General features: G+C 74.5%; 11 protein-coding genes. 9 read left to right on the top strand and 2 right to left on the bottom strand.

Going from position 1 to position 9,620, the window contains the following annotated elements:
* Positions 1–141 precede the first annotated feature (141 nt).
* Positions 142–1,092, bottom strand: a complete 951-nt coding sequence (locus tag ACFYXK_RS11575; RefSeq protein ID WP_389410961.1) for a DUF5937 family protein — start codon at positions 1,090–1,092, stop codon at positions 142–144.
* 111 nt (positions 1,093–1,203) lie between these two features.
* Between ACFYXK_RS11575 and ACFYXK_RS11570 the strand changes: the two genes are divergently transcribed.
* Positions 1,204–2,109 (top strand): aldo/keto reductase, encoded by a 906-nt coding sequence (locus ACFYXK_RS11570; RefSeq protein ID WP_389410945.1) that lies wholly within the window; start codon positions 1,204–1,206, stop codon positions 2,107–2,109.
* 57 nt (positions 2,110–2,166) lie between these two features.
* Here the strand turns inward: ACFYXK_RS11570 and ACFYXK_RS11565 are convergent, their stop codons facing one another.
* Positions 2,167–2,814 (bottom strand): hypothetical protein, encoded by a 648-nt coding sequence (locus tag ACFYXK_RS11565; protein ID WP_389410944.1) that lies wholly within the window; start codon positions 2,812–2,814, stop codon positions 2,167–2,169.
* 133 nt (positions 2,815–2,947) lie between these two features.
* On the opposite strand from ACFYXK_RS11565, the gene ACFYXK_RS11560 reads away from it, so the two are divergent.
* From ACFYXK_RS11560 to ACFYXK_RS11525, 8 genes are all read left to right on the top strand, one after another.
* Positions 2,948–3,625, top strand: coding sequence for a response regulator transcription factor (locus tag ACFYXK_RS11560; protein ID WP_389410943.1), 678 nt, complete (start codon positions 2,948–2,950; stop codon positions 3,623–3,625).
* Complete coding sequence (locus ACFYXK_RS11555) at positions 3,618–5,054, top strand: sensor histidine kinase (protein ID WP_389410942.1); 1,437 nt, start codon at positions 3,618–3,620, stop codon at positions 5,052–5,054. Before ACFYXK_RS11560 ends, ACFYXK_RS11555 begins: the two co-directional genes overlap by 8 nt.
* 167 nt (positions 5,055–5,221) lie before the next feature.
* Positions 5,222–5,449, top strand: a complete 228-nt coding sequence (locus tag ACFYXK_RS11550; RefSeq protein ID WP_389410941.1) for a hypothetical protein — start codon at positions 5,222–5,224, stop codon at positions 5,447–5,449.
* Complete coding sequence (locus ACFYXK_RS11545) at positions 5,446–6,372, top strand: sigma-70 family RNA polymerase sigma factor (RefSeq protein ID WP_389410940.1); 927 nt, start codon at positions 5,446–5,448, stop codon at positions 6,370–6,372. Before ACFYXK_RS11550 ends, ACFYXK_RS11545 begins: the two co-directional genes overlap by 4 nt.
* Entirely contained in the window at positions 6,356–7,177 is an 822-nt protein-coding gene (locus ACFYXK_RS11540; RefSeq protein ID WP_389410939.1) for a hypothetical protein, read from the top strand. Before ACFYXK_RS11545 ends, ACFYXK_RS11540 begins: the two co-directional genes overlap by 17 nt.
* A gap of 99 nt (positions 7,178–7,276) precedes the next feature.
* A complete protein-coding gene (locus tag ACFYXK_RS11535; RefSeq protein ID WP_389410938.1) occupies positions 7,277–7,723 on the top strand; it encodes a GntR family transcriptional regulator in 447 nt (148 codons plus the stop codon).
* Positions 7,720–8,652: an ABC transporter ATP-binding protein gene (locus ACFYXK_RS11530; RefSeq protein WP_389410937.1), complete on the top strand. Its 933-nt coding sequence runs from the start codon at positions 7,720–7,722 to the stop codon at positions 8,650–8,652. The genes ACFYXK_RS11535 and ACFYXK_RS11530 overlap by 4 nt, the downstream gene beginning before the upstream one ends.
* Complete coding sequence (locus ACFYXK_RS11525; RefSeq protein WP_389410936.1) at positions 8,649–9,596, top strand: transporter; 948 nt, start codon at positions 8,649–8,651, stop codon at positions 9,594–9,596. The genes ACFYXK_RS11530 and ACFYXK_RS11525 overlap by 4 nt, the downstream gene beginning before the upstream one ends.
* Positions 9,597–9,620 lie beyond the last annotated feature (24 nt).

The following is a 9,620-nucleotide window of genomic DNA, read 5'->3' as shown; positions in this document are numbered from 1 at the left end:
GCCTGACCCGCGCCGCCCGGCACCGCACCTCGCCGCGTTGTCGGGGCGCCCGAGTACGTCCAGTACTCGGGCGCCCCTCCGCCTTGCGATGCACGGCGCCAGACGGCGCGGGCTTGACCGGCAAGATCCGAAAGAGACGACCTAGGCGGAGGCGTCGAGGAGCGTCTCGGCGGCCGCGGTACGGGCGTAGAGCACCGAGCGGCCCGCCCGGTGCGCGCTGACGAGGCCCGCGTCGCGCAGCGCGGTCAGGTTCTGGGACACCCCGGCCGCCGAGAGCCCCGTACGCCGGGCCAGCTCGGTGGTGGAGGCGGGCGCCTCGAGCTCCGTCAGCAGCAGGGTCCGCGAACGGCCCAGCACGGCGGCCAGGGCCTCGGCCTTCCCGGTCGGCGGCCGCGACGCCCAGAGCGAGCCCACCCCGCGCGCCGGATAGGCGAGCTGCGGCGGATCCGGCGGCGTCATCCGGGTCAGCAGGCCCGGCCCGAGGAAGGCCGAGGGCACCAGCAGCAGCCCCCTGCCCGCCGTCTCCCGGGACAGGGGCCGGGTCCGGCGCACCAGCCTCAGGGCGTTCTCGTCCCACTGCACCGCGCTGTGCAGCTCGTTGATGACGTGGCCGGCGCCCTGCTCGGCCGCCTGCCGGGCCCGGTGGAAGACATCGGCCTCCAGCACCGAGCGGATCCGGGCCCAGTACGGGGCGAGCGCGAGCTTCCAGTACGCCTCGATCTCCTCCGCGAGCCGGGGCAGCCGGGCCGGCGGGTCCGCGTGCAGGGCCCGTGCCCGGGGGCCGAGCGGGCCCTGGTGATGGCGCAGGTGGTCGAGGTTGCGGCGGACCGGGCCGGCGGGAGCGGCCAGGACCCCGGCCAGCTCCGCCGCCAGGGCGGGGGCCGGTCCGGCGGGCGCGGGGTTGAGGAAATGGGGTACGTACCCCTTGGGCGGGACCAGCTCGGCGAGCCAGCCCCGGTCCAGCCCGGCGGCCGCCAGCCGGGGCCGTACCTGCTCGGCCCACGGCCGGTACACGGGCGAGACGGCGCCGTCGTTCAGCAGCCGCCGGAAGCTGGTCACCACCTCCCACAAAGGCGAGACGGCGAACCGCATCTGCGCCAGATCGCCCGCCGAGAACGCCAACTCCGCCAGGAGGACCACCCCTTGGATTCACCCATGCCCGAATCAATGGCCCCGAGCCTACTGCGCGGAGATCATTCCGGCATGACCACTCAGACGATCACCGCGGCCGCCTCGGGCACCTGGACACTCGGCGACCTCGAAGTGAACCGCATCGGCTTCGGCGCGATGCGACTGACCCAGAACGGCCCGGCGTTCGCCCCCGGCGCCGCGCCCAGCGACCGCGGCCGGGCGATCGGCGTGCTGCGCCGGGCCGTCGAGCTCGGCGTCAACCACATCGACACCGCCGCCTTCTACTTCTCCCCGCTGCGCTCCGCCAACGAGCTGATCAACCAGGCCCTGGCGCCGTACCCGGACGACCTCGTCATCACCACCAAGGTCGGCCCCGGCCGGGGCCCGTCGGGGCAGTGGCTGGCGCACGCCACCCCGGAGCAGCTGCGCGGCCAGGTCGAGGAGAACCTGCGCCAGCTCGGCCGCGACCACCTCGACGTGGTGAACCTGCGCATCGTCGGGACCGATTCGATCGCCGAGCGCTTCGGCGCCCTGGCCGACCTGCGCGAGGCGGGACTCATCCGCCACCTCGGCCTGTCCAACGTGCAGCCCGAACACCTCGCCGAGGCCCGGGCCATCGCGCCGGTGGTCTGCGTACAGAACCTGTACGGGCTCGGTGCCCGGCCCGAGCAGGAGGCGTTCCTGCGCAGCTGCGGCGAGCAGGGCGTGGCGTTCGTGCCGTTCTACTCGATCGCCGGTACGGGACGCGAAGCGGGCGCGAGCGGCGCCGAGCACCCGCAGGTGCTCGACGTGGCCCGCGCCCACGGGGTGGGCCCCGCCGAGATCCGGCTGGCCTGGACCCTGCACCGCGGGGCGCACGTCCTGGCCATCCCCGGAACCGGCAACCCGGACCACCTCACCGCCAACGTGGCCGCGGGCGCCCTGCGCCTGTCCGCCGAGGACCTCGCCGTCCTGGACTCCGTCGGTCCGTCCGTCTGACGGACCGGGGTACGGCCGTCCGCCCCGCCGGGGCGGAACGGACGGCCGGGTGTCCGGTCAGCGGGGACCGAGCGGTCCCTTCCCGGCAACGGTGTTGCCCGTGACCGTGCCGTCGGCGCCGGCCAGGGTCACGGCGTGCCGGACCCCGTCGGGACCGAGGACCACGGCCAGCCAGGCGCTGCCGCCGCCCTGCTGCGCGACGGCGCGCAGCGCTTCGAGCTTGCCGCCCTCCACGGCTGCCGTCGCCTTCTCGACGGCCTGGGCCGCCGGCAGCGCGGGCAGCGGCGCCGGGGCGCCCTTGGCGGATCCGTCCGCCCGGGCTCCCGGCCCGCGGCCGCCCGGTTCCCGGCCCGGGAAGCCGCGGTCGCCGTCGACGACCTCGGGCTCGCCGCCCTTGCGCAGCTTCGGGCCCATCGGTCCCGTCGGACCGTCCGCCCGCTTCTGATCACGGCCGTGCTCACGGACCTTGGCGACGAAGCCGTCCCGCATGTGCTCCCGGTGGCCGTGCTCGGCCGCCGCCACCGCTGCCGCCCCGCCGCCGATCAGGACGACCAGCCCGAGGGCGACCCATCGCGTACGCCCCTCACGGGCCAGCCGGGCCAGCCGACCGCGGCGACCCGCCGTCGTTGCGGCCGCGGTCGCGCCGGCCTTGGCCTCGCCCGGGCCCGCGGGCGGCTCGGGGGGCTGGGGACTGGACTGAGTCATCGACATGCTCCTCGCGTTCTCCGAGCACCCTGCCCGGCTCGGCAGATCCTGCGCGCCGGATGCTGAAGCCCCGCTGAAGCCACCTGAAGACCTCTTCAGCAAGCCGCCGGCGCGACCTGAGAACCTTGTCCCCATGCGCGTACTGGTGGTCGAGGACGAACGGCGGCTCGCCGCGGCCCTGCAGCGGGGTCTGCAGGCCGAGGGCTTCTCCGTGGACGTCGCCCACGACGGCCCGCAGGGCCTGTGGCTGGCCGGCGAGCACGACTACGACGCCATCGTGCTCGACATCATGCTGCCCGGGCTCAACGGCTACCGGGTCTGCGCCCGGCTGCGTGCGAGCGGCTGCGAGTCGGGGATCCTGATGCTCACCGCCAAGGACGGAGAGTACGACGAGGCCGAGGCCCTCGACACCGGCGCAGACGACTTCCTCGCCAAGCCGTTCTCCTACGTGGTCCTGGTCGCCCGGCTGCGCGCCCTCATCCGGCGCACCGGCCGCCGCAGCCCGCAGGTCATGGAGTTCGGCGACCTGGTGATCGACCCGGCCGGGCAGCGGTGCACGCGCGGCGGGACGGAGGCCCGGCTGACCTCGCGCGAGTTCGCGGTCCTCGTGTACCTGGCCCGGCGGGCCGGGGAGGTCGTACCCAAGCGGGAGATACTGGAGCACGTCTGGGACGCCGCCTACGAGGGCGATCTGAACGTCGTCGAGGTGCACGTCAGCGCCCTGCGCCGGAAGATCGACGCTCCGTTCGGCCGGGCCGCCGTGGAGACCGTCCGCGGCGCGGGCTACCGGCTGGCGGCCGACGGTGGCTGAACCGGAGTCCGGCGCCGCCGCCCGGGCCCCCGGCGGTGTCCGCATGAGCGCGCTGCGGCGCATCCGCCACACCGCGCGGCGCCTGCGCCCCCGGTCCGTCCGCGCGCGGGCCACGCTCGGCGCCTCCACCGTGGTGGCCCTCGCCCTCGGCGCCGCCTCCTTCGCCCTGCTCGGGATGCTGGACGGCAACCTGATGCGCAGCGCCCAGGCCGATGCGGAACGGCAGGCCCTCTCCACCGCCGGGCTCGCGGCCGCGGGCCGGCTCGACACCGTACTGACACCCGGGCGCGACACCGACTTCCTGCAGGTCGTCGACGCCGACGGCCGGGTCCTGGCGGCGAGCCCCAACCTCGCCGGCCGCCCCGCCCTCTCCCCGGGCCGCCCGGGCAAACCCGGCACGGTCCGCCGCACGTGGGAGGGCCCGGCCCGCGGCGACCGCCGCCATCGCGTCGTGCAGGTCACCACCGTCACCGGGGAGGGACTGGTCACCGTCTACGCGGGGACCTCGCTGCGGCAGGCCGACGCCGCCGACGACGTCATCACGGGCGCGCTGGCCGTCGGAGTGCCGCTGCTCGTGCTCACCGTCGCGCTGGTCACCTGGCGGGTGACCGGCTGGGCGCTGCGCCCCGTCGAGGCGATCCGCGCCGAGGTCGCCGAGATCAGCGACCGTGACCTGCACCGCCGGGTGCCGGTACCGCGCAGCCAGGACGAGATCGCCCGGCTCGCCGTCACCATGAACACCACCCTGGACCGGCTGGAAGCCGCCGGGATCCGCCAGCGCCGGTTCATCGCCGACGCCTCGCACGAGCTGCGCAGCCCGATCACGGTGCTCCGCACCCAGCTGGAGGTCGCCCAGGCCCACCCCGATCCGGCGCTGTGGGGCGAACTGGTCAGCGGGGCCCTGGAGGACACCGTACGACTCCAGGACCTCGCCGCCGACCTGCTCCTGCTGGCCCGCCTGGACACCGGGGAACCGCCTCCGGCGGCAGCCGTGGACCTCGCGGACGTCGCCCGCGAGGCGGCCCGCTCGCGCAGGCAGGACCGGATCCCCGTCGACATGGAGATCGCCCCCGAGGCCGTCGTGCGCGGCAGCACGCTGTGGCTCTCCCGGCTCGTCACCAACCTGCTGGACAACGCCCAGCGCCACGCCGACCGGCGGGTCCGGCTCCTCCTGCGGATCGACGCCGCCCGGCGCACCGCCGTGCTGGAGGTACGGGACGACGGGCCGGGCATCCCGGCGGCCGACCGGGAGCGGGTCTTCGAGCGGTTCACCCGCCTCGACGACGCCCGCAGCCGCGACGAGGGGGGCACGGGCCTGGGCCTGGCCATAGCCCGCGACATCGCCACCCGGCTCGGCGGCTCCCTCGCGGTCGAGGACGCCCCGGCCGGCGCACGTCTGGTGGCCCGCCTCCCGCTGGACTCCGCCTGAGGCGGGCGGACATCCGGTTCTGATTGTTCCCCGTTCTGGTTTTTTCGCACCTGTCCAACTCTGTTCACTCCATGCTTGCCTCGGCTCTCGAAGGGGGGCGTCGGCAACGCCGGAGCCGCATCCCGAACAGACATCAACCATGGCGCACACAGCCAGAGGACGGCGCGATGAAGAACAACCGGATGATCGTCACCGTGGTGGCGCTCTTAGCGATCTTCGCATTCAGTGTGGTGATGGTGGTGGCGGGACAGCCCGTCGCAGCCGTCACCGCACTCATCCCGTCGGTCGCGCTGGGCGTGCAGCAGATCGTCCAGGCGGGAACGGGACTCGCGGAGGGCCGCCGCGAGCGGCCCTCCGTGCAGGTGCCCGACCGGGACGAGGAGCCGCGGGGATGAACCTCCACTCGGCACCCCAGGACGTCCCCCAGGGCCGGCGCGGCAAACCGGGCCGCCGGCTGGGGCCCATCGCCGAGGGCACCGGAGCGGCGCACCGCGCCTGGCTGGAGCCGCTGCGCGACGCCATCCACGGCAGGGGAGTGACCCTGGACGAGCTCCAGGCGCGCACCGGCCGGCCCAAGGGGCACATATCCGAGCTGCTGCGGGCCGTCGGCCGCTATCCCCGCTGGGTCTTCGTCCGGACGGTGCTCCTGGCGCTGGACCGGCCCGGCGTGCCGTACGACACGATGCGGCTGCGGTGGGTGCTGGCCGCGCGGGACCTCGGCAAGCGCACCTCGTGGATCAAGGACTGCCTCCACGAGGGCGGCGCCCGCCACCGCACCCGGGCCACCTCGGTCCCCCTGGACTACCTGGCCTTCCGGCAGATGCACCACCCGCACTACACCAGCTACGCCTCGGCCTTCCTGCGCCGCCCCGGCCTCGTCCGGCAGGCCGTCGACGACGTCTTCACCCTGCTGCTGATGCTGTGGCACGACGCACTCGCCAGCGAGAACCCCGAGCGGTTCGCGTGGCCGATCCTGCGCCAGACCGTGCTCGAACGCGCGCCGAAGGACAACGGCCGCCCCTCCCTCGTCGAAGCCGCCTTCGACACGGTGGCCCTGGACCTCGCCCCGGACCCGATCGGCCAGGTCGAAGAGTCCATGGCCCTGTTCCGGGCCGTCGCAGACCTGGCGCCGCTCCAGCGGGACGTCATCGTCCTGCTGTACCTGTGCGGGCTGGACGACGCCCGGGCGGCGGACGAACTGGGCGCCTCCCTCGCCGCCGTTCGGTCCACCGCACGGCACGCCAAGCGCCACCTGCACGCCGCCCTGCACCCGGACACCACCACCGAGGAGGAGGTCCCCGGTGACCTCGAGCATTGACCAACTGCTGGCCCGCGCCCGCCTCCACGACACCTCGTACGCGCCCCCCGACATCGCCGACACCCGCGGCGCACCGCACCACGAGCCGGGCGCACGGCCCTGCGGCGCGGCGCCGGGCGAACCGCACAAGGACATGCGGTCGGCCGCGCGCGACCTCCGGGCACTGTGCGAAACGGCCGTCACCGCAGCCGCCGTCGCCGCGCTGGGCGACTTCCTCACGAACAAGCTGCCCCAGCCCTCCGGCGCGCGCGTCCTGGGCTGCATCCTGCTGCTCACGGACGCCGAGGACTCGGCCCGCTTCTGGTGGCAGTACGCCGCCGGCGCCGGAGACTCGATCGCCTCGTACTGCCTGTACCTCCACCACCTCGCGCTCGGCGAGAACCACGAAGCGCTCTGGTGGCGGCGCCAGACGACCCCGTCCGCCGCCCGGCACCCCGCGGATCCCCCGAAGGCTCCGGATGCGCGGGGCGTGGCGGACGCGCCCGGCGCACCGGACGCGGCCACCGTGCTCTTCGACGGGGCGGAGCGGAACCTCGCGGCCGATGCGAGCCTGCCCACCACCCTGCGCGTCCTGCGGGCGCTCCGGCCCGGCGGAGGCGGGTCGAAACGCGGCTCGAGCACGGTCAAGGCCGTCATGGAGTACGTCTCGGCCGCCGTCAGCTACGTCGACGACGACCTCGAACTCCCGCTGCCCGACCCGGACTTCACCGACCGGATCCGCGACCTCACCGCCGCGCCCGCCCGCACCCAGAAGGCGGGCGCCCGCACTGCGCCCACGCTCCCGGCCCGGCTGCGGACCACTTGACCGGGCGGCGGCCGACGCCGCCGTGCAGGGCGAGGATTTGACGGACCGTGATCCTGCGCCACATCATTCCACTAAGGCATTAGTGGAATGAGGCAGCAGATGATCGAGTTTCAGGTGGACCGGCACAGCGGTGTCGCCACGTACCTGCAGCTCGTGAACCAGGTGAAGCAGGCGCTCCGACTGGGCGTACTGGAACCGGGGGACCGGCTGCCGACCGCCAGGGCCGTGGTGGAAGCCACCGCGATCAACCCCAACACCGTGCTCAAGGCCTATCGCGAGCTGGAGCGCGAGGGACTCGTCGAACCGCGCCCGGGACAGGGCACGTTCGTCACCCGATCGCTCTCCCGCCCCGAGGCGGCGGCCGATTCGCCGCTGCGCGCGGACCTCGTCGACTGGGTGACCCGCGCGCACGCCGCCGGGCTGGGGCGCGAGGACGTCATGGCGCTCGTCGAGGCGGCGCTCACCGAGGCGGCGGCGCGGCTGCGGGGAGCGGCGCGGTCCACGCGGGCCGGCACGCAACGACCGTCACGAGAGGACACCACGTGAACGACCCGACCGCCGAACCGGCGCTCCGGGCAACCGCGATAGGGCAGCGGTTCCGGGGGAACCGCGCCCTGCACGACTGCGATTTCGAACTGCCGGCGGGCCGGATCGCCGCGCTCGTCGGCCCCAACGGGGCCGGAAAGAGCACGCTGTTCCACCTCGCGACCGGCCTGCTGCGGCCCACCACCGGAGAGATACGGGTCTTCGGCGCCCTCCCGGGCACCCGGGACGCCCGCACCCGGACGGCCTTCGTCAGCCAGGACAAGCCGCTCTACCCGCAGTTCACCGTCGCCGAGATGCTGGCCGTCGGCCGCAGGCTCAGCCCGCGCCGCTGGAACCAGGCGAAGGCCGAGCGCATCGTCGGCGAGGGCGGGATCTCGCCGAAGACCCGGATCGGCACCCTCTCCGGAGGCAAGCGCACCCGCGTCGCCCTCGCCCTGGCCCTCGGCAAGCAGGCCGACCTGCTCCTGCTGGACGAGCCGCTCGCCGACCTCGACCCGCTGGTGCGCCACGAGGTGACGGGCCTGCTCATGGCCGAGGTCGCCGACCGCGGGACCACCGTCGTGATCTCCTCGCACGTCCTTCCCGAGCTGGAGAACGTCTGCGACCACGTCCTGCTCCTGCAGGGCGGACTGATCCGGCTCGGCGGCGACACCCAGGACCTGCGGGAGGAGTACACCCTGCTCACCGGCCGCGCCGAACCCGGCACCCCGGACGGCCTGCCGAACGGCGCCGACCGCGCAGCCGTCGTCCACGCCACCACGACCGGCCGCCAGCTGTCCGCGCTCGTGCGCAACGCCCCCGGCAGCGCCCTCCCGTCGGGGGTCGACGAGCGCTGGGTCACCAGGGCTCCCTCCCTCGAAGAGCTCCTGCTCGCCCACCTGCGTTCCGATCCCCGGAGCGCCGCACGTACGACGGAGGCCGCGGCATGACGGGCACCCTGTGGCTCGCCTGGCGCCAGCAGCGCCTGCTCATCATCACCGGAGCCCTGCTCGTCACCGCCCTCGCGGTCTGGGTCGCCCTGCAACGGGCCGATCTGATCGAGGCCATCAGCGGCCACGACCTCTCGCAGTGCAAGGGCTGGAACGGCGAATGCCCGCCCGAGCCCTACGAGGCCATGTCCGAGAGCAACGCGGGGATCCGCATCCTGGGAGCCATCGGCCTCGTCCTCCCGGCGGCCATCGGCATGTTCTGGGGAGCCCCGCTCATCGGCCGCGAGCTGGAGAGCGGCACGATCAAGGTCGTCCTCACCCAGGACGCCGGCGTCCGCGGCTGGTTCGCGGCCCGCTTCGGCCTCGCGGCGCTCTGCGCCGCCGCCCTGTCCACCGCCGTCGCCGGGCTCATCGCCTGGTGGTGGGCGCCGATCGCCAACATGGGCGACGGCGTCTACTGGTTCGACCCGTACGTCCTGAGCGCGTCCGGCCCCTCGGCCGTGGCAGGCGCCCTGTTCGCCCTGGCCGCCGGCACCGCGATCGGCCTGCTGGTCCGCCGTACGCTCCCCGCGATGGGCGCGACCCTCGCCGTGGTGCTCGGCGCCGCCGCCGTACTGACCTTCGTCCGCCGGGACTTCGTCACCCCGGTCGACCGGATCACCCCCGGGATGCAGCCCAAGCAGCTCATCGGCAGCGCCTGGTCGGCGGGATACCGCTACCTCACCCCCGACGGGGCCCAGCACCCGCTGGAGAACTGCCTGTTCTCCGGCGAGCAGCTGCGCCGGTGCATGGACGAGCACGGCTTCGTGGGCCGGGTCCACAAGGTGTACCCCAGCTCCGACTTCTGGACCTTCCAGGGGATCGACACCACGGTCTACCTGCTGCTCGCCCTGGCGCTCGTCACGCTGACGGCCGCCCGGCTGCGCGGCCGCCGCCTCGGCTGAGCGCGACGGCCCGGCCCTTTCGAC

Origin of the sequence: Streptomyces sp. NPDC002209, assembly GCF_042890265.1 — a bacterium.
Taxonomy (GTDB): domain Bacteria; phylum Actinomycetota; class Actinomycetes; order Streptomycetales; family Streptomycetaceae; genus Streptomyces.
The sequence above is the reverse complement of the archived record's forward strand: the minus strand, read 5'-3'. Positions and strand labels throughout refer to the sequence as shown.